Genomic DNA, 18,403 nt, shown 5'->3' on the forward strand with positions numbered 1-18,403 from the left:
AACTGAAAGAGCGTGTGCAGCACACGCTCGAACTCGTGCAGATGGCGCGCTACGCGAAGCGCAAGCCGCACCAGCTTTCCGGCGGCCAGCAGCAGCGCGTGGCATTGGCGCGCTCGCTCGTCAAACGGCCGAAGCTGCTGTTGCTCGACGAACCCATGTCCGCGCTCGACAAACAAATCCGCCAGCGTACGCAGATCGAACTGGTGAATATCCTCGATAAAGTCGGCGTCACCTGCATCATGGTCACGCACGATCAGGAAGAGGCCATGACCATGGCTGGCCGGATCGCGGTGATGAGCGAGGGCGAGATCATCCAGACCGGCACGCCGCACGAAGTCTACGAATACCCGAATAGCCGGTTCACGGCGGAATTCATCGGTTCGACCAATCTCTTCGATGGCAACGTGGTCGAGGACGAACCCGATCACGTGTTCGTGGAATCGAAGGATCTGCCGTCGCGCTTGTATGTGAATCACGGGATCACTGGACCGCTCGGCATGCCGGTCACCATTTCGGTCAGGCCCGAGCGCATCGCGCTGACACGCAAGCCGCCCGAAGGCGCCTATAACTGGGGCCGTGGGACGATCGCGAACATCGCTTACATGGGCGGCTACACGCTTTATCACGTGAAGCTCGACAGCGGCAAAGTGGTGGTCGCGAACTTGTCGAGCCTGACAATCGGCGAACTCGAATCACCCACCTGGGACGACGAGGTTTATGTGCGCTGGTCGGCGTCGGCCGGTGTGGTGCTCACGGCATGAAAGCGCTGCATTCAATCCGGCAACGCTTTGGTCTTTCCGGAAGGACGGCTGTGATTGCCGGGCCGTATCTCTGGCTCGTGCTGCTGTTTCTCGTGCCGTTCCTGCTGGTCGTGAAGATCAGTTTCTCCGACTCGCGTCTGGGCATCCCACCTTATACGGATTTGACGGCGTTGAAAGAGGGCGTGCTGAATATCGCGCTCGATTTCTCGCACTACGCATTCCTGCTGACCGACAGTTTGTACTTCGCAACGTACATGAACTCGCTGCTGGTCGCGGGGATATCGACGTTGCTGTGTTTGCTGATCGGTTATCCGATGGCGTATTACATCGCGCGATCGAATCCGGCTACCCGCAATCTGCTGATGATGGCCGTCATGCTGCCGTTCTGGACATCGTTTCTGATTCGCGTCTATGCGTGGATCGGCATTCTCAAGAACAACGGCCTGCTGAATAATTTCCTGATATGGACGGGGATCATTCATTCGCCCATCGAGCTTTATCACACGAATATCGCGGTTTATATCGGCATGGTGTATTCGTATTTGCCGTTCCTCGTGATGCCGCTTTACGCGCATTTGGTCAAGATGGATCTGACCTTGCTCGAAGCCGCTTACGATCTCGGCGCGAAGCCCTGGAAAGCGTTCTTGCAGATCACGCTGCCGCTTTCGAAGAACGGAATCATTGCGGGATGTTTGCTGGTGTTCATTCCGGCGGTGGGCGAATACGTGATTCCGGAACTGCTCGGAGGCGCGGATACCTTGATGATCGGCCGCGTGATGTGGAATGAATTCTTCGATAACGCCGACTGGCCCATGGCTTCGGCCGTGACGTGCGCGATGGTCTTGCTGCTGCTCGTGCCCATGGCCGTCTTCCAGTATTACCAGGCGAAGCAACTGGAGGAGAAGCCATGATCCAGCCTAGCCGCCCGCTGCGTTTTACGTTTCTCGGTATCGGATTCCTGTTTCTTTATATCCCGATCATCAGCCTGATTGTGTATTCCTTCAACGAGTCGCAACTGGTGACGGTCTGGACGGAGTTTTCGTTCAAGTGGTATCGCGCGCTGGTTCACGATGAAGAGTTGATCAACGCCGCGTGGTTATCTATACGGATTGCAGTATTCACGGCGTGCGCGTCGGTCGTGATCGGCACGTGGGCGGGTTATGTGCTCGCGCGAATGGGCCGGTTTCGCGGCTTCACGCTCTATGCCGGCATGATCAACGCGCCGTTAGTGATTCCCGAGGTGATCCAGGGGATTTCGCTGTTGCTGCTGTTTGTGGAAATGGCCAAGATTTTCGGCTGGCCTGCGGGACGCGGCTTGTTCACCATCTGGATTGGCCACGTGATGCTGTGTATTTCCTATGTCGCGATCATCGTGGAATCGCGGGTCAGGGAATTGAATCCATCGATTGAAGAAGCCGCACTCGATCTGGGCGCCACGCCGTTACGGGTGTTTTTCTCGATCACGCTGCCGCTCATATCGCAGGCGTTGGTGGCCGGATGGCTGCTGTCGTTCACGCTGTCGATCGATGACCTCGTGTTGTCCGCATTCTTGTCCGGACCAGGATCGACCACGTTGCCGCTCGTCGTGTTTTCGCGCGTCCGGCTTGGGCTGAATCCCGAGATGAACGCGCTGGCCACGTTGTTTATTGCGTTTGTGACGGTCGGCGTGATCGGCGCAAATTATGTCATGCAGAGAAACGAGCGAAAGCGCCTGACCAACGTGCTTTAACCGTCAGGCGGCCATCGACAGGTGTTTGTTCAGCGTCGCCGGGTCGGTGTTCGTGCCGCACAGCAGGACGCCGACGCGCTTGCCTTCCAGCGTTTCGCGCAACGGCCCGAGCAGCGCCGCCGTGGCCGCGGCGCATGCCGGTTCCACGGCCAGCTTCAGCTCGTTGAACAAATGCAGCATGGCGCGGCGCAGGTCGGCATCGGTTACGGTCACGAGACGGTCGATATGCCGCCGGCACAACTCGTAGCTGTACTCCTCGGTATGCGGCGCCATCAATGAATCGGCAATGCTCTGCATGGCGCCCATCTTCACCGTGTGGTTTGCGGCGAAGCTTTGGCCCATGGCATCGGCGCCTTCGGGCTCGACGCCGAAAACATGTATCGATGGATTCGCGAGCCGGAATGCCAGCGACACGCCCGCAGCAAGGCCGCCGCCGCCGACAGGCAGGATCACCGCGTCGAGGTCAGGCGCTTGCGATGTCCATTCGTAACCGAGCGTGGAAGTACCGATCACGGTTCTATATCCGTTGAACGGATGCACGAAATAGCGGCCTTCCTCGGCTTCGATCTTACGTACGATCTCGAACGCTTCCGCGCCGTTCTCCGCCATCACGACTTCGGCGCCGAAACGGCGGCACAACGCAACGCGCGCCGGGCTCGCGGTCTTGATCATCACGACCTTCGCGCCGATCTCGAGGCGCATCGCGGCATAAGCGACGGCCACCGCATGATTTCCCGCCGATACACACGTCACGCCCGCATCGCGCTCGCTGTCGGATAAGGCAAGCAGGTGCGAAAAGGCGCCACGCGTCTTGAACGTGCCGCCGACCTGCAGCAGCTCGAACTTGAAGTTGACCGGCGTGCCTTCCAGTGTGGGGAAGTCGTGGCGCTCGAAGGTCGGCGTGCGCGCAACCCACGGCGCGAGCGCCATGTGCTGGGCGGCGATATCGTCGAGGGTAGGGATCGGCGTGCCGTCGATGGTCTGGTCGGGGTGATGGGCGGTGGACATGGGGATGTGCGTAATGTGGGTCAAAGAAGCGTTTCACTCATACCGGCGCCGCTTCCGCCAATACCTGTTCTCGAAACCTGATCGGCAGATCGCCCGGCGTGAGTAAGTCAACGGTCACGCCAAGCACTTCTTCGAGTTCCATTTGCAGGCCGCCCAAGCCGAAAAGCGTTGCGCCAGGCAAAGCGTCGACCAGCAGGTCCAGATCGCTGCGGTCCAGGTCGGTGCCATGCAAAACCGAACCCAACACACGTGGGTTGGCCGTGTGGAAGCGGCATACCGCTTCGCGCACAGCGTCCCGTTCCAGATCAAGGGCGGCGGAAGGTTTCATCGTATCAACGCACCTGGGCTTCAACCGACATGCTATGAATGAACTTGCCCAAAAACGCCTCGCAGGCCGCAAGCTGCTCCAGCGACACATACTCGTTCGCCTTGTGCGCCTGCTCGATATTCCCTGGCCCGCAGACAATGCTCGGCACGCCGGCGAGCTGGAACAACCCGGCTTCCGTGCCATACGCGACCTTGCGTTTGTCCTGGTTCTCCGTCAGCGCACGCACGAGCTGCGTGATCGCCGCCTGCTCTGAAGCATCCAGACCTGGAGCCGCGGCGATCCGTGAAAACTCGATCGCCGCGTTTGCGTGTTCCTTCTGCATCTTCGGCAGCAACTCTTCGCGCGCGTACTTCTCGATGCGCTGAAAAATCGGCTCCGGATCGAGCGTCGGCAAGTTGCGGAACTCGAACGCGAAATTGCATTCGGCCGGCACCGTGTTGATCGCGTTGCCGCCGTTGATCGTGCTGGTCTGCGCGGTCGTGAAGGGCACGTCGTATTGTTCGTCGAACGGACCTTGCGCGCGGAATTCGTCGGCGATATCGCGGATATGGCAGATCAGCCGCGCCGCGTATTCAATCGCGTTCAAACCCTTCGGTGTCAACGACGAATGCGCCGCCAACCCGCGCACACAGCAGTTATAAGCGTTGATGCCCTTGTGCGCGATGATCGGCCGCATGCTGGTCGGCTCGCCGACAATACAGCCGTCCGGACGCAAGCCGCGCTTTTGCAGGTCGGTGATCAGCAGCGGCGCACCGGCGCAGCCGATTTCTTCGTCGAAGGAGAGGGCGAAGTGGATCGGCCGCGCGAGTTTCGTGGCCTGCATCTTCGGCAGCAGGGTCAACGCCGCGCCGATAAACCCCTTCATGTCGCACGTGCCGCGGCCGTACAGCAAACCGCCGCGGACTTCAGGCTTGAACGGATCGCTGTCCCATTTCTGACCGTCGACGGGCACCACGTCCGTGTGACCGGACAGCACGATCCCGCCATTCGTCGCGCCGTCGTGCGCGGGAACGGTCGCGAAAAGATTGGCCCACTTGCCGCTCGGGTCGGTGGTCAGTGTGCTTTCGATGCCCGCCGCGCGCAGGTCGTCGCGCACGGTCTCGATCAGGCCCATGTTCGGATTGCGGCTGACGGTATCGAAGGAGACGAGCTTCTTGATCCACGGCAGCGACGCCGGTTCAGTGGAAGGTGTTTGGGCGACGGAAGCCGTCGATTCAGCGATCTGCGACATGACACTCTCCTTGATTTTCACTTTTCGATGATACCGAAAAAGCAATAAAAACTAACGCGATGGCGCGATGGCGGCAGCCGGTTTCTGTTGCCGCACCGGCGCGCCGAGTGCGCGCAACGTTTCCTTGACCGTCGAAATCCGCACCGCGAGGTCCGGGCTGCGCACTTCGATGCGCAGCTTGTCCTGCCCCGCGAGCTTGATGTGCTTGTTCTTCTGCACCATCTCGATGATCTTCATGGCGTCGACAGGCGGGTTCGGCACGAACTGCAGCGAGATCACATGTTCCGCCGCATCGATCTTCAGGATCCCCAGCGGCTTGGCGGCGAGCCGCAGCTTGTGGGTCTCGACCAGCGCGCTAGCCTGCGGCGGCAGCTTGCCGAAACGATCAATGAGTTCTTCCAGGATCGAGTCGATGGCATCGCTCGATTCGCAGTTCGCCATGCGCTTGTACAGCGACAAACGTTCCTGCACGTCGGCGCAATAGTCGGCGGGGAGGATCGCGGGCGCGTGCAGGTTGATCTCGGTCGTGGCGGCGAGCGGCGCGTTCAGGTCCGGTTCGCGGCCCTCTTTCAGGGCACGCACGGCGTCGTTGAGCATGTCGGTGTAGAGCTGGAAACCGATCTCGTGGATCTCGCCCGATTGTTTGTCGCCGAGCACTTCGCCCGTGCCGCGAATTTCCAGATCGTGCATGGCGAGGTAAAAGCCCGAACCGAGTTCTTCCATCTGCTGGATCGCTTCCAGCCGCCGCTGCGCCTGTTTCGTGAGCGCGGCCGGATCGTGCACGAGCAGATACGCATACGCCTGATGGTGCGAACGCCCGACACGGCCACGCAACTGATGCAACTGCGCGAGGCCGAATTTATCGGCGCGATGGATCAGGATGGTGTTTGCGCTCGGCACGTCGATCCCGGTTTCGATAATCGTCGTGCACAGCAGCACGTTCGCGCGCTGGCCGACGAAGTCGCGCATTACGCGCTCGAGTTCGCGTTCGTGCATTTGTCCGTGCGCGACCGCAATGCGCGCTTCGGGCACGAGTTTTTCGAGCATCGAACGACGGTTTTCAATGGTCTCGACTTCGTTGTGCAGGAAATAAACCTGACCGCCGCGCTTGAGCTCGCGCAGCATCGCCTCGCGGATCACGCCGTCTTCCTCGCGGCGCACGAAGGTCTTGATCGCGAGACGTTTTTGCGGCGCGGTCGCGATGATCGAAAAGTCGCGCAAGCCTTCCAGCGCCATGCCGAGCGTGCGCGGAATGGGCGTGGCGGTGAGCGTGAGCACATCGACTTCAGCGCGCAGCGCCTTCAACGCTTCCTTCTGCCGCACACCGAAACGGTGTTCCTCGTCGATGATCACGAGCCCCAGCCGCTTGAACACCACGTCGCTGGACAGCAGCTTGTGCGTACCGATGACGATATCGACAGTGCCGTCGTTGATTGCCTGGATCGACCCTGCCACTTCCTTCGTGCTCTTGAAGCGCGACAGCTCGGCGATCTTCACGGGCCAGTCGGCGAAACGGTCGGTGAAGGTGTTCGTGTGCTGTTCGGCGAGCAGGGTGGTGGGCGAGAGGATCGCGACCTGTTTGCCGCCAAGCACCGCGATAAACGCCGCCCGCAGTGCGACTTCCGTCTTGCCGAAACCCACGTCGCCGCAGACCAGACGGTCCATTGGCTTGCCGCTCGTCATATCGCCGATGACAGCGGTAATCGCCGCGGCCTGGTCCGGCGTTTCCTCGAAGCCGAAACTTTCGGCGAACTTCGCGTAGTCGCGCGCTTCGAGCGGGAACGCGTGGCCCTGGCGCAGCGCCCGCCGCGCGTAAAGGTTGAGCAGCTCGGCGGCGGTATCGCGGATTTGCTGCGCAGCCTTGCGTTTTGCCTTGTCCCACTGGCCCGACCCGAGCGTGTGCAACGGCGCGGTGTCCGGGTCCGCGCCGCTGTAGCGCGAAATCACATGAAGCTGCGCGACCGGCACGTAGAGCTTGGTTTCGTTCTGATATTGCAAATGGAGAAACTCGGTCTCGCCTTCGCCGAGATCCATCGATACCAGCCCCATATACCGTCCGATCCCGTGCTGCGTATGCACGACCGGATCGCCGATTTTCAGCTCGGAGAGGTCGCGCACCATCGAGTCGACGTTGCTCGCCTGTTCCTGGCGGCGTCGTCCGGCGCGGCGCGTGAGTTGTCCGTATAGCTCGGTTTCGGTGACGATCGAGAGACCTTCGCCCGGCAACGAAAAGCCGTTCGAGAGCGGCGCGATGCCCAGGGAAAACTTGGCGTCGCCCGTCAGCCATTGCTGGAACGTGTCGTCGATGGCGGCGCGCAGGCCGTTGTCGGCGAGAAGCTGCTGGATCGTCTCGCGACGACCCGCCGATTCCGTGGCGAGCAGCACGCGATTGGGCGTCTGCTCCAGATAATGGCGCAGCGCGAGCAACGGATCTTCGGCATGCCGATCCACGGCAAGGCCCGGCAGCGGCACGGCCCAGCCGCCCTCGGGCGAGGGCGGAAACTTGATCTGCGCGAACGGTTTGGCGAAGGAAAAGAAGTCGTCGTCGGAAAGAAAGAGACGCTTTGGTTCGAGCAGCGGCCGCTCGCGGTCATGCGACAGGAAGTTGTAGCGCTGCTTCGTGTCGTTCGTGAAGCGCTTGATTGCCGCGTCCATGTCGCCGACGAACGCCAGTTGCGCGTCTTGCGGCAAATAGTGGAAAAGCGTGGCTGTTTCGTCGAAGAACAAGGGCAGGTAGTACTCGATACCCGCTGCCGGCACACCATTGCCGATGTCCTTGTATATGGATGAACGGCTCGGATCGCCTTCGAAAACCTCGCGCCAGCGGCTGCGGAAGGCGGTGCGGGCGGGTTCATCGAAGGGAAATTCGCGCCCTGGAAGCAGACGCACATCGCGGACCGGGTACAAACTGCGTTGCGTGTCCGGATCGAAGGCGCGGATGGAATCCACCTGGTCGTCGAACAAATCGATCCGGTACGGCAACGGCGAGCCCATCGGAAACAGATCCAGCAACGACCCACGCACGCAGTATTCGCCCGGACGCACGACCTGGCTCACATGCTCATACCCCGCGAGCGTCAACTGGCTCTTGAGTTTCGCCTCGTTGAGCCGCTCGCCCTGCGTGAACGAGAACGTGTACGCGGCCAGGAACGATGCCGGCGGCATCCGGTACAACGCCGTGGTGGCGGGCACCAGCAGGATGTCGCAACGGCCTTCACCGAGGTCGTGCAGCGTCGCAAGGCGCGCTGAAACCAGGTCCTGATGGGGCGAAAACGTGTCGTAGGGCAGCGTTTCCCAGTCGGGCAGCAGCCTGACCCGGGCGTCCGGCGCGAAGAACGGGATTTCGACCGAAAGACGTTGGGAGTCCACCGCGCTCGCGCACATCACGACCAATAACGGGACGTTTTCGCGGTTTGCGAGGTGGTAACGCGCGAGAGCGAGCGCGTCGGATGAACCGGTGGCGCCATCGAAGGCAAAGCGCTGACCAGCCTTGACGAGTGCGATAGGGGACGTTGACTGCAAACTGACGGCTTTTGAAGGCATAAAGTGTGCGGGGAACCGTTCGCGTGCGAAAGTGCATGCGGGACCGGCATGGTCGCGATAGTCCTATTATAAAATCCGGGCTTCACTTTTGACTTGGGCGTTTTCAACTCGTGACTTCCCGCCTGTTCGCCCTCATCCCATGTGCCGGTTCCGGCAGCCGTTCCGGCGCCCCCATGCCGAAGCAATATCAGACCGTCGGCCGTCATCCGATGCTGCGCTATTCCCTCGCTGCCTTCGATGCCTGCTCCGAGTTTGCCCAGACGCTCGTGGTGCTGGCGCCGAACGATCATCACTTCGATGACCGCCGTTTCGCGGGCCTGCGCTTCGCCGTGCAACGCTGCGGCGGCGCGACGCGGCAAGCTTCTGTATTCAACGGCCTGGCGGCGCTGGCAGGCTTTGGCGCCCGGGAAGACGACTGGGTGCTCGTGCATGATGCGGCGCGCCCCGGTCTCACACCCGAGATGGTGCGCAAGCTCGTGGGTGAGCTAAAGAACGATCCGGTTGGCGGGATTCTGGCGCTGCCCGTAGCGGATACGTTAAAGCGCATCGAGGCAGAAGGCACGGCGCACGACGAAGGGCGCATTGCCCGCACCGAGTCGCGCAACGGCTTGTGGCAGGCACAGACGCCGCAGATGTTCCGTCTCGGGATGTTGCGCGATGCAATCACGCGGGCCCGGCAAGACGGCCACGACCTCACCGATGAAGCGAGCGCCATCGAATGGCTGGGACACGCGCCGCGATTGATTCAGGGGAGTTTGCGCAACTTCAAGGTCACGTATCCCGAGGATTTCGCATTGGCGACAGCCATGCTCGGCGCTGTCTGATATTTCATTTCGCTCACCGCTTAACCTTTTAGGATTATCGATGGATTTCAGAATCGGACAAGGCTACGACGTTCACCAACTGGTCGAGGGACGGCCGCTGATCATCGGCGGGGTGACGATTCCTTATGAACGCGGCCTGCTCGGGCATTCGGACGCCGATGTCCTGCTGCACGCGGTTACGGACGCCTTGTTCGGCGCAGCGGCAATGGGCGATATAGGCCGTCATTTTCCCGATACGGATGCCGAATTCTCAGGCGCCGATAGCCGTGTTTTATTGCGCGAGGCATTTGCGCGGGTTTCGGAGGCGGGGTTTGCGATCATGAACGTCGATTCGACCGTGATCGCGCAGGCGCCGAAGCTTGCGCCGTTTATTGAGGCGATTCGCGCGAATATCGCAGAAGATCTGGAACTGCCGTTGAGCCGCGTCAACGTGAAGGCGAAGACCAACGAGAAGCTGGGCTATCTGGGCCGGAAAGAGGGGATTGAAGCGCAGGCGGCGGTACTGTTGATGCGTACGGGAATCGATGCCTGAAAAATGCAGTTGATAATAGTCGCGCCGGAGAATCCTCCGGCGCGCTTGATCGATTTACTTCCCTTCAGCCGTAATCGCCAACTGAGCCGCCACGATCACCGCGGCAATGCGTCCGACATCGCGTAATTGCGTCGTGCTCATGCCTTCGCCTACGAGATTCTCGTAGTGCGATTTCACGCAGAAATGGCACTTCCCGACAATCGATGCCGCCAGCGCAAACATCTCGAAACGCCGTTTATCCAGACCGCCGTGCGTGGCGTACGCATTCATCCGCAAAGCGGCGGGCTGCGTCTTCAGGTCGGCGTTATCGGCCATTTCCAGGTACGGATACCAGACGTTGTTCATGCCCATCAACGCGGCAGCGGTCAACGCGCCGTTCGTTTCCTCAGCCGACAACACGCCCGACTCGCGAATCAGCGTCACGATCTTCGTAGCCTTCGCGGCATAGGCGGCCGCGAGCGCCACGCCGACGGCATCATTGCCTTCCAGCGATGACCGCGCAATCGTCCCGTCCACGTTCAGCCGGATGTCTTTTGCGTAATCAGGAATCAGTTCTTTAATCGATGCGAGGAATTCCATAAATTTCTCCTATCCAATAACCGATAAAAAAGCCCGCCGGCTCGAGCTTGACTCGTAAAGCGGACGGGCTGAGGCGCAGCCATGAAGGCCTCGCCGGTACATATGCAATTACAGCGTCGTACCGCCGACAGCGCGGTTGCACGGGCAGAGTTCGTCCGTTTGCAGGCCGTCGAGAATACGCAGCACTTCTTCCGGGCTGCGGCCGACGTTCAGGTTGTTCACGGAAACGTGCTGGATCACATTGTCCGGATCGATGATGAACGTTGCCCGCAACGCCACGCCCGCTTCCTTGTCACGCACGCCGAGCTGGTCGATCAGTTCGCCCTTCACGTCGCCGAACGAGTAGTGGTTCAGCTTGCTCAGGTCCTTGTGCTCACGGCGCCATGCCAGCTTGACGAATTCGTTGTCCACGCTGCCGCCAAGCAGCACTGCGTCACGGTCTGCGAAGTCGCCGTTCAGCTTGCCGAACTCGACGATTTCCGTCGGGCAGACGAACGTGAAGTCCTTCGGATAGAAATACAGGATTTTCCACTTGCCAGGAAACGACTGCTCGGTGATCTCTTCAAATGCCGATACGCCATTTTCTTCGTGATTGTTGAAACCCGGCTTTGCAGCTGTAACGGTGAAAGCTTCAACTTTATCGCCCACGGTCTTCATATGAATACTCCTGTGTTCGTTGGAAGAAAAACCAAGACTACCTGATCGCTGTAACGCTCACATGACGCAGCATCAAACTCAAAGCCGTTGATCTGGCGAGAGCGCTGCGTTGAACGAAGTCCACTATAACCCTATTGAGCAATGGTATCAATAGATTTTGACTAACACTCCAAATAGCTTTTAACGAATGGACCGATAGGCATTTGAAACCACTGTGCACATTGAACGCCATGGCGAAACCCTTGGGCCTGCATGAAACTTCATGATCGCAGTGTGCGTTTTTCCATGGCCGGAAAGTCGATGGTGACTTCGAACCCTGGGTGCGGCGAACGGTTGCGCAGCCGCAGCGTGCCGCGCTGACGCGTCACCAGCCGTTGCACGATCGCCATGCCCAATCCGGTTCCGTTGGCCTGCGTGCGGGCGGTATCGACGCGATAGAAGGGCCGCGTGATCAGCGCAACCTGGTCTTCGGGAATGCCGCGTCCTTCGTCCATCACCGATAACTCCACGCGGCCATGGTTCACACGGGTTTGCAACGTGATCCGCGCGACGTCATCGGCGGCGCTGCGGCCATACTTGCGCGCGTTTTCCAGCAAATTCCCGATCACGCGACGCACATCGGTGGGATCGCCCTCGACAATCGCGCCTTGTGCCAGATCGGTTTTCATCAACACGCCTTCCTCGGTGAGAAAGCGCGCGGTCATCTCGCCGCCGATCATCGACAGATCCACAGCCTCGGCCATGCGCTGCATCGGCCGCGCGTAGTCGAGGAAACGCCCGATGATCATGTCCATCTGTTCGATGTCATCGACCATCGCGAGTTTCGTCGCTTCGTCGGAGGGGCTCATCTCGGTTTCCAGCCGCAGACGCGCGAGCGGCGTGCGCAAGTCGTGCGAGATCCCGGCGAGCATCAGCGCACGGTCGGCATCGAGTTGCTCGAGGTCCTGCACCATCTGGTTGAAGCTTCGATTGGTTTCGGCGGCAACGCCCATGCCGCGTTCAGGAAGCGGTTCGGGTGATTGTCCCGAGCCGACCTTGCGCGCGGCGAGCGCGAGGCGCGCGAACGGCCTGTTGACGAGACTGGTGATGAACGCCGCGCCAAAGAGCGACAGCGCGAGCGCAAAGATGCCCCAGCCGGCCCATTGCAGGCCGGTGACGGTATCGAGCTGATCGCGGTCGAGCGCGACCCAGTAATCGTCGTCGTCGATCTTGAAGCTGATCCAGACGCCCGGGATGTCGTTCACCGATTGCGCGATGACCGTGTCGTTGCCCAGGCGGCCGCGAACGTCGCGCTCGATCAGACGGTTCAGCGATTCGTCGGGCTGGAGACGGTATTTATCTGTGGTTTCGCGCGGATACACGCGCACGCCTTCATTGCTTTCCAGATCCTGCAGCAGCGCGCGGCGAAGGTCGGGATCGGAATAAAGGAGGGCGGTGCGGGTGAGCTTGACGACGGCGACCAACTGCAGCGCGACGCGCTGCGCGCGCGGCTCGCGTTCGATCACGCGAAAGCTCTGGAACCAGGCGGCAATGCTCACCGCGATCAACAGCGCGATGAGGGCGAACGTCCGCCAGAACAGGCCGCCGAACGCGAGCGTCAGTAGCCGCCTGTCAATCCGCATGGGTCGTTGACGCTCGTGCTTGTGGCGCGCATGAAGCGCGTTTGCGAGGACTCAATCAGAACTCAACTGGTACTCAATGCTCAAGCCGCGCCGTCCGGAATGAAGACGTAGCCGAGACCCCACACCGTCTGGATGAAGCGTGGGCTGCTCGGGTCCGGCTCGATCAGCTTGCGCAGCCGGGAGATCTGGACATCGAGACTGCGGTCGAACACTTCGTATTCACGGCCACGCGCCAGTTCCATCAGTTTTTCACGTGACAGCGGCGCACGCGGATGCCGCGCGAAAACCTTCAGCACGGAGAATTCACCCGTGGTCAGCGGGATTTCCTGGCCATTCTTGGTCAGCGTGCGCGTGGCGAGATTCAAGGCAAACTCGCCGAATTCAAACACTTCAGCAGTTTCGGACGGCGCACCCGGCAATTCCGACGGCGACTGCCGGCGCAGCACGGCATGAATCCGGGCTACGAGCTCGCGCGGATTGAATGGCTTCGGAAGGTAATCGTCGGCACCCATTTCCAGCCCGACAATCCGATCCACGTCTTCGCCCTTGGCCGTGAGCATGATGATCGGCGTGCGGTCATTGCTGCCGCGCAGTCGCCGGCAGATCGACAGGCCGTCTTCCCCCGGCAACATCAGGTCGAGCACGAGCAGGTCGAAACGTTCGCGTACCCAGAGCTTGTTCATCGACGGTGCATTTTCAGCGACATAGACATTAAAGCCTTGTTCGCCGAGATAACGCCGCAAAAGATCGCGCAAACGGGGATCGTCGTCGACTACGAGTATTTTTGAGGGATTTTTGGTTTCCATTCCGGCATCTTAGCGCGATTAGAAAGAGGAGCAGTTTGCGTGAATTATAAGGTAACAGATAGTTACAAAATTTACGGGGACTGTGGCACGACGTAAAGGTTCTATGCGTACACTCCTTTACCTAAGCCCGTCATTCGGTAGATACTCCATTAGTACAACGATTGCGCGTCAGCAACATGGCGGCATGACCGTCCACCTTGCCTGCCACGCAAGCACGCCAAAGAGCCTGAGACTGTCCGGTTGTCGAGCAACGAAGGGAACAACATGAAGGGAGCGCGGCGGCGCAAACCTGTGCGCAACATGCGCATCATCCGACTAACGCTGATCGCTAGCGCGTTTTACGCCGTGTTTGCCGTGCGCAGTGCTTTCGCGCAACCATCCCAATCCTCCAGTCGCAATGCGTCGGCGTTTGACCGGCCGGATTCGTCGTGGGCGTCGTCATCGGGTTATCTGAATTCGGATGTCGGCGAGAATCCAACTGCCGGCGGGTCGAGTGCGCGCCCGCAAAGGAGCCGCAGTTTCGATGGCCGCCTGATGCGCGCACAGCATCGAATGGGCAAGCAGTCTGGAAACACTCAAGCGCAGCAAATGCCTGTCATGCAGCCGCCACCGGTTGACCCGCAACCGCCCGAACGTACGCCACGGCACGGCGTGATGACCGCCGATGAACGCAGGCTGTTGCGCCAGCACATCGAGGAAGCGGTCAGGGATCTGTATAAGCGGTGATTGCTTTCCGTCTGATGCCGGCCGTTCCCGGAACGCAAGCGCGCCTATGAACCGGCGCGATTTTCTTTTTGTTGCTTGCGCACTCGGTGTTTGTGCGATGGCGCCATCGACGAGTGCGATCGCTCGTCAGGCTCCGCCGGCAGCTCAAGGCATGGTGCTGATTCTGGTCGAGCTGAAAGGCGGCAACGACGGCTTGAATACCGTGATTCCGTTTGCCGATCCCGCTTACGCGGCCTTGCGTCCGACCATCGGAATCCATCGGGACCATGTGCTGCAGCTCGACGAGCGCAGCGGGCTTCATCCGGCAATGCAGCCGCTGATGCCGCTGTGGCGCGACGGACAACTTGCCATCGTGCAGGGCGTCGGCTACCCGCAGCAAAACCTCTCGCATTTTCGATCGATGGAAATCTGGGACACCGCGTCGCACGCAGACCAGTACCTTCGCGATGGCTGGCTTGCACGGGCGTTTGGCGCGGGAGGCTTCGAAACGACATTCCCCGCCGATCCCTTTGGAACATCAACCAGGACAGCGATGGAAGCGCTTGCAAGCACGCGAGCCTTGTCGGTGATTCGCCTTACGCTCAACGGCTTCGATACTCATCAGAACCAGCCGATACAGCACGCGCGTTTGCTTGGCCAGTTATCGAATGGATTGGCCGCAGTGCGATCCGCACTGACCGAACTCGGTCGATGGAACGACACCCTTGTCATGACGTACTCGGAATTCGGCCGGTGTCCGCGTGAAAACGACAGCCGCGGCACGGATCACGGCACGGCCGCGCCGCACTTCCTTCTGGGTGGCCGGGTGAACGGCGGTTTATACGGCGCCGCGCCCGCACTCTCTAGGCTCGACGGCAACGGCAACCTGCCAATGAACGTGGACTTCCGGCATTTGTATGCAACTGTTCTGGGGTCCTGGCGCGGCATGAACGCCGACGCCGTTCTCGGCGGCAAGTTTGAAACGCTGCCAATAATGCGCGCCTAGCGAACCCGCCACGTAATCCACAGTTTGCGGATGGGCGTGAGCGCGATGCGCTGATGCAAGACCTTGAAATCCTCGCGCTCGATTTCATCGAGCAAGGCCAGCGATAACGCCGCGTGCGAGCGCAGCACGCGCTGTGTCGGGCGTTCATCGGCGGGAATGGCGGCCAGCGCCTGGTTCAGCGCGTCACGGGCACGGCCCGTCTGGAAGCGCATGAGTTCGGTGAACGCGTCGCTGTATTTGCGGTTGATCAGATCGGCCGCCGTGACGCCGAAGCGCTGCAGTTCGTCGATGGGCAGATAGATGCGGCCATGACGCGCGTCGTCGCCGATGTTTTCCACGCGCTCCGCGAGCATCAAGGCCGAGCCCAGCGCCATCGCCCAGTTTGGAACGTTTTCAGGGTGGCGCGCCGTGGCCCGCGCGACGATCACCGCAAACGCGCCGCCCGCGTTATCCAGATATCGCCGAAGACCCGCCCAGTCGATATATCGCGCCTGCTCCAGATCGAGTTCATAGCCATCGACCATGTTGCCGACATATCCGCGGCCTTCGTCGTCAAGGACCGGCGTGCCGGCCTGATGCGCCGCGATGGCCTTCGTGACCGGGTGCGCCGGTTCGCCGCCGAAGAGGCTTGCCAGTTCCTTCTGCCACCACGCATGTTTGGTCCGTCCGATAGTGGGATCGCTCGTCTCCTTGGCCGTTTCCTCGAGTTCGCGGCGCAGGGCGTAGACCGCGGTCAGGAGCGGCCGGCGCGAAGCGGGCGCGCGACGCAGCGCGTAGTAGGTGCTGGAGCCATCGGGCGCAGCTTTTTGCTGACAGTAGTCGTCGAAGTTCACGGCAATGAATTGGCAACGGCGCGAAGCCGATAAAGTCCCGCCCAGAAAAAAAGCCATTGAAATTCAATGGCTCCGGCTGTTCTGGCACGAGGACGTGTAGGGGGGGAACGGTTGGTCTGTCAAGCCGGCGCAAGAACCAGGTTGCGCGCAAATCTCCGGGCGAATTATCGCCCGGATGAGAATGTGCCGCAAGGCGCGGGCAAGGCGCGGGCAAGTCGTGGGCAAGGCGCGGGCACGTGCGGGCGCAGCTCGACCCGCGCCGCGCACCAGGATACTTAGAATCCCGAATCAAACCCGCGCTTCTTCCGGCTCGCAAACAACATCGAACTTGAGCAAGGCGGTAGGTCCGAAGGTGTTGCTGATGGCCACATCCGCGGCGTCGCGGCCGCGCGCCATCAGCACGCGTCCAATACGTGGCGCGTTGTTGCGTGCGTCGAACGTCTGCCAGCTTCCGCCGATGAACGCCTCGAACCACGCAGCAAAATCCATCGCTGCGTAGGGTGGCGGGAGGCCTACGTCGCTGATATAACCCGTGCAATATCGCGCCGGGATGTTCATTGCCCGGCATAGCGTCACGGCCAGGTGTGCAAAGTCGCGGCAGACGCCCTGGCGCTCCTGATAGGCCTCGAACGCGGTTTTCGTCGGCCGCGCGTGCGCGTAGTTGAAGACGATGTGATTGTGGGCGAAGTCGCAAATCGCCTGCACGCGCGCGCGTCCGGGCGGCGTGGCGCCGAACTGCTTCCACGCGAAGTCGGACAGCAGATCGGTTTCGCAATAACGGCTGCCGAGCAGGAACACGAGGCATTCGTTCGGCAAATCTTCCACCGGATGCTGTTCGCCATTCGGCCCGGGCTGTTCGAATTCGCCGGACACTTCGAGCAACGCGGAGGTCGACAGCGATATCCGTCCCGCCGGCGCCACCAGCCGGCTGCACAGGTTGCCGAAGCCATCGCGATACTGCGAGATGGGCACCGGCGGATTGACCGTCAGCACATCGGCCAGCAACACCTGCGGCGCGACTGAAAAGTGTGTATTCAGCATGAGCAGCATTGGTGTCGGTTGCGGACACTCGTAGACCAGTTCGTAGCCAACGCGGAGTTTCATGGGAGCTGCCCTTTGCTGTGAACTATAAAAGAAAACGTCACTGGTTCTCGGTCACACTGACCTCGACATCGAGGCTGCGAAACGATCCGGGCTCGCCATTCCAGGTTCCCCACAGCGGCAGGGCCTGATGGTGATCCCAAGCAACCGCGACGCGTATCAGGTGCCGATTGCCGACAATGCTGTTCGTCGGGTCGAAATCGACCCAGCCCGCGCCCGGGAGATAGATCTGCAGCCACGCGTGCGTGGCGCCGCCGCCGCGCGTGGTGTCGCGTTCGGGCACGAAGATGTAGCCGCTCACGAAGCGCGCCGCCAATCCAAGCGACCGGACGGCGTCCATCATCAGCACCGCGAAGTCGCGGCAACTGCCGCTGCGCAGACGCAGGGTATCGGCGGGACGATTCACGCCTTTTTCCGTGCGCCGTACGTACTTGAAATCGTCGTTGATCTCCTGCGTCATTGCCCGCAAGAGCGCCATCGTGCCCGTGCTTTCCCCGGGCGCAACGAACCGGCGGGCCCACGCGTCGACATCTCCGTCCGGTTCCGGGCGGTTGCGCGCGTTGACGAGATCCGATGCTTCCTCGTTGGTGTACGCGAACGGGAACGTGAGCGCGTAGCGTTCCAGCGCGTAGTCCGGCTGCGGCGACTCGAAGTGCTCGAGCGTCACTTCGCTTTCGAAAGTCAGCTCGGTCGCCTGCGTGTCGAAGGTGGCGACGGCCACCGAATTATCGAAGACATCGTGCAGCCAGCGCAGTCGCGCCGGTTCCGGCGTGATCTTCAGTTGCGTGGTGACCAGCCGGAGATCGTGGCTGGATCGTGGCCTGAACATCATTCGATGCTCGCCGAAATCGACCGGTTCCGAGTATCGGTACACGCTCGTATGCCGGACCGTAAAGCGTTGCGGCTCGTTCACCTGGCAAATCTTCCCAAGTTCAGGCTGGCCGGCCGCAGGGCGCTGCCGAGCAACCACACCGCGGCTTTCGCAGCCTGTTTGTTGAAATCCATGGTGGACCCTTGTATTGCAGCGCCCGGACGTTCCGGTCGCCAGAATTCAGGATACACGAGACAGTTCTGGCGAAAGAATTCGTTTGTGATTCGGTAAGAGGCGTCTTGCGCGCGGGAAGAGGGGAAATGAGAG

The 18,403-nt window shown here is 60.8% G+C and carries 19 protein-coding genes; 7 read left to right on the forward strand and 12 right to left on the reverse strand.

The window, feature by feature from the left end; genetic code table 11:
- The 3 genes from ACFFAR_RS06120 to ACFFAR_RS06130 all read left to right on the forward strand — a co-directional run.
- Nucleotides 1–761, forward strand: a 761-nt coding sequence (locus ACFFAR_RS06120; RefSeq protein WP_375507639.1) for an ABC transporter ATP-binding protein, incomplete at its 5' end; no start/stop codon positions are given.
- On the forward strand, nucleotides 758–1,672 hold the full coding sequence (locus ACFFAR_RS06125) for an ABC transporter permease subunit (RefSeq protein WP_174363407.1): 915 nt from the start codon (nucleotides 758–760) through the stop codon (nucleotides 1,670–1,672). The genes ACFFAR_RS06120 and ACFFAR_RS06125, both read left to right, overlap by 4 nt.
- A complete protein-coding gene (locus ACFFAR_RS06130) occupies nucleotides 1,669–2,490 on the forward strand; it encodes an ABC transporter permease subunit (RefSeq protein ID WP_372237039.1) in 822 nt (273 codons plus the stop codon). The genes ACFFAR_RS06125 and ACFFAR_RS06130 overlap by 4 nt, the downstream gene beginning before the upstream one ends.
- A gap of 3 nt (nucleotides 2,491–2,493) precedes the next feature.
- Here ACFFAR_RS06130 and ACFFAR_RS06135 read toward each other — a convergent pair whose 3' ends face one another.
- Genes ACFFAR_RS06135 through mfd form a run of 4 tightly spaced genes read right to left on the reverse strand, consistent with a single transcriptional unit; the run spans nucleotide 2,494 to nucleotide 8,600 of the window.
- The gene (locus tag ACFFAR_RS06135) at nucleotides 2,494–3,498 is read right to left on the reverse strand and encodes a threonine/serine dehydratase (protein ID WP_062169868.1); all 1,005 of its coding nucleotides are present in this window, start codon (nucleotides 3,496–3,498) and stop codon (nucleotides 2,494–2,496) included.
- A 37-nt stretch (nucleotides 3,499–3,535) separates the two neighbouring features.
- Complete coding sequence (locus tag ACFFAR_RS06140) at nucleotides 3,536–3,826, reverse strand: nucleotidyltransferase domain-containing protein (RefSeq protein ID WP_174363408.1); 291 nt, start codon at nucleotides 3,824–3,826, stop codon at nucleotides 3,536–3,538.
- A 4-nt stretch (nucleotides 3,827–3,830) separates the two neighbouring features.
- Nucleotides 3,831–5,057, reverse strand: a complete 1,227-nt coding sequence (gene argE / locus ACFFAR_RS06145) for an acetylornithine deacetylase (protein ID WP_174363409.1) — start codon at nucleotides 5,055–5,057, stop codon at nucleotides 3,831–3,833.
- A gap of 51 nt (nucleotides 5,058–5,108) precedes the next feature.
- Nucleotides 5,109–8,600, reverse strand: coding sequence for a transcription-repair coupling factor (gene mfd / locus ACFFAR_RS06150; protein ID WP_375507640.1), 3,492 nt, complete (start codon nucleotides 8,598–8,600; stop codon nucleotides 5,109–5,111).
- Nucleotides 8,601–8,710: 110 nt separating this feature from the next.
- On the opposite strand from mfd, the gene ispD reads away from it, so the two are divergent.
- Complete coding sequence (gene ispD, locus ACFFAR_RS06155) at nucleotides 8,711–9,424, forward strand: 2-C-methyl-D-erythritol 4-phosphate cytidylyltransferase (RefSeq protein ID WP_061999281.1); 714 nt, start codon at nucleotides 8,711–8,713, stop codon at nucleotides 9,422–9,424.
- Nucleotides 9,425–9,464: 40 nt separating this feature from the next.
- Nucleotides 9,465–9,956 (forward strand): 2-C-methyl-D-erythritol 2,4-cyclodiphosphate synthase, encoded by a 492-nt coding sequence (gene ispF / locus ACFFAR_RS06160; RefSeq protein WP_174363123.1) that lies wholly within the window; start codon nucleotides 9,465–9,467, stop codon nucleotides 9,954–9,956.
- Between the two features lie 54 nt (nucleotides 9,957–10,010).
- On the opposite strand, the gene ACFFAR_RS06165 is transcribed toward ispF, so the two are convergent.
- From ACFFAR_RS06165 to ompR, 4 genes are all read right to left on the reverse strand, one after another.
- Complete coding sequence (locus tag ACFFAR_RS06165; protein ID WP_061999283.1) at nucleotides 10,011–10,535, reverse strand: carboxymuconolactone decarboxylase family protein; 525 nt, start codon at nucleotides 10,533–10,535, stop codon at nucleotides 10,011–10,013.
- Between the two features lie 108 nt (nucleotides 10,536–10,643).
- A complete protein-coding gene (locus ACFFAR_RS06170) occupies nucleotides 10,644–11,192 on the reverse strand; it encodes a peroxiredoxin (protein WP_061999284.1) in 549 nt (182 codons plus the stop codon).
- Between the two features lie 260 nt (nucleotides 11,193–11,452).
- Nucleotides 11,453–12,814: an ATP-binding protein gene (locus ACFFAR_RS06175; RefSeq protein WP_174363122.1), complete on the reverse strand. Its 1,362-nt coding sequence runs from the start codon at nucleotides 12,812–12,814 to the stop codon at nucleotides 11,453–11,455.
- 80 nt (nucleotides 12,815–12,894) lie between these two features.
- On the reverse strand, nucleotides 12,895–13,620 hold the full coding sequence (gene ompR, locus ACFFAR_RS06180; RefSeq protein ID WP_056353156.1) for a two-component system response regulator OmpR: 726 nt from the start codon (nucleotides 13,618–13,620) through the stop codon (nucleotides 12,895–12,897).
- 264 nt (nucleotides 13,621–13,884) lie between these two features.
- On the opposite strand from ompR, the gene ACFFAR_RS06185 reads away from it, so the two are divergent.
- Together ACFFAR_RS06185 and ACFFAR_RS06190 are read left to right on the forward strand one after the other, a co-directional pair.
- Nucleotides 13,885–14,346 (forward strand): hypothetical protein, encoded by a 462-nt coding sequence (locus ACFFAR_RS06185; RefSeq protein WP_174363121.1) that lies wholly within the window; start codon nucleotides 13,885–13,887, stop codon nucleotides 14,344–14,346.
- 46 nt (nucleotides 14,347–14,392) lie between these two features.
- The gene (locus ACFFAR_RS06190) at nucleotides 14,393–15,331 is read left to right on the forward strand and encodes a DUF1501 domain-containing protein (RefSeq protein WP_375507641.1); all 939 of its coding nucleotides are present in this window, start codon (nucleotides 14,393–14,395) and stop codon (nucleotides 15,329–15,331) included.
- On the opposite strand, the gene ACFFAR_RS06195 is transcribed toward ACFFAR_RS06190, so the two are convergent.
- The 4 genes from ACFFAR_RS06195 to ACFFAR_RS06210 all read right to left on the reverse strand — a co-directional run.
- Nucleotides 15,328–16,221, reverse strand: coding sequence for a squalene/phytoene synthase family protein (locus ACFFAR_RS06195; RefSeq protein ID WP_174363119.1), 894 nt, complete (start codon nucleotides 16,219–16,221; stop codon nucleotides 15,328–15,330). The two genes, ACFFAR_RS06190 and ACFFAR_RS06195, sit on opposite strands and share 4 nt — an antisense overlap.
- Nucleotides 16,222–16,452: 231 nt before the next feature.
- On the reverse strand, nucleotides 16,453–17,268 hold the full coding sequence (locus tag ACFFAR_RS06200; protein ID WP_075357786.1) for a transglutaminase family protein: 816 nt from the start codon (nucleotides 17,266–17,268) through the stop codon (nucleotides 16,453–16,455).
- 37 nt (nucleotides 17,269–17,305) lie between these two features.
- Nucleotides 17,306–18,178, reverse strand: a complete 873-nt coding sequence (locus ACFFAR_RS06205) for a transglutaminase family protein (protein WP_062000827.1) — start codon at nucleotides 18,176–18,178, stop codon at nucleotides 17,306–17,308.
- The coding region (locus ACFFAR_RS06210) for a hypothetical protein (RefSeq protein ID WP_375507642.1) at nucleotides 18,175–18,403 on the reverse strand (229 nt) is incomplete at its 5' end. The genes ACFFAR_RS06210 and ACFFAR_RS06205, both read right to left, overlap by 4 nt.

Origin of the sequence: uncultured Caballeronia sp. (genome assembly GCF_964243625.1) — a bacterium.
Lineage (GTDB): Bacteria > Pseudomonadota > Gammaproteobacteria > Burkholderiales > Burkholderiaceae > Caballeronia.